Here is a 1,070-nt window from a genome sequence, read left to right on the forward strand (position 1 = left end):
TTTACATCGGCGCTGACACAACTTGGACTAAGCATCAAAACAAACGCCAAAATATCAGTAAAGATGATAACAACTTAATTCCAAAGCGAATTAATGCAAGGCGAGGGAAATAAATATGCTAACCATTTTTCCTGTAAAGAATGCCGATTACTACACTGAATGGACTCAAACTGACTACTATCTCAATAATGATGAACTCCCTGGACTTTGGAATGGCTACATAGCGCATTTATTAGGTATTGGTCACTGTGAAGTAATAGAAGAAGACTATAAAAATTTAATGGGAGGGTTTTCTCCTGATGGCTCATTGTCATTAGTGAAGAACGCAGGCCAAGTGAGAAACCTTGGTTACGATCTCACGTTTTCAGCACCAAAATCTGTTTCCATACTAGACGCTTATGATGAACATGGAATTATCTACGACGCTCATTACAAAGCAGTGAAAGAAGCACTTCGATTTTTAGAAGACAAAGCCGCTTATACTAGACGTGGAGAGCAAGGGAAGACGTTAGAAAAGCTACCAGGCTTACTTTCTGCAATATTTACACATTTTAAGTCTAGAGCAGAAGACATGCAGCTGCATTCTCATTGCTTGGTTTTAAACCTAGCGATTCGAAATGATTTAACATGGGGAACAATCAATGGCCGTGTATTGTACCAATGGATGAAAGCTGCTGGTGTCATATATAGAGCAGAGCTAGCCCAAAATCTACGTGAACTTGGTTACTCAATTGAGAAAGATGGAGAGAGTTTCAACGTAGTCGGTGTACCAAAGGAAATATGCCAACACTTTTCAAAGAGAGAAGAACAAATAACAAAAGCACTAAAAAGTTATGGTGTTAAATCAAGTGCAAGCCCTATTGGAAACCATTTAAAGCTATATAGTCGACCTAAAAAGACAAAGATAAAAGAGACTAAACTTTATGAACAGTGGCAAACAGAACTTACTGCGCTTGGCTTTGATTATAACGTCGCGAGTTCTCTTCGATCTATGCAACCAACTTACGCTTATCATTGCTCTGATATTGATATTGCCCTTAATAAGCTAACCCCGGCGTTTTTCAAGGTAG

The 1,070-nt window shown here is 38.7% G+C and carries 1 protein-coding gene; it reads left to right on the forward strand.

Going from position 1 to position 1,070, the window contains the following annotated elements:
• Positions 1 to 115: 115 nt before the first annotated feature.
• Positions 116 to 1,070: MobF family relaxase (gene mobF / locus AB4589_RS25435; RefSeq protein ID WP_372101960.1), on the forward strand; the 955-nt coding region annotated here is incomplete at its 3' end.

Origin of the sequence: Vibrio sp. 10N.222.49.A3 (assembly GCF_041475145.1) — a bacterium.
Lineage (GTDB): Bacteria > Pseudomonadota > Gammaproteobacteria > Enterobacterales > Vibrionaceae > Vibrio > Vibrio tasmaniensis_A.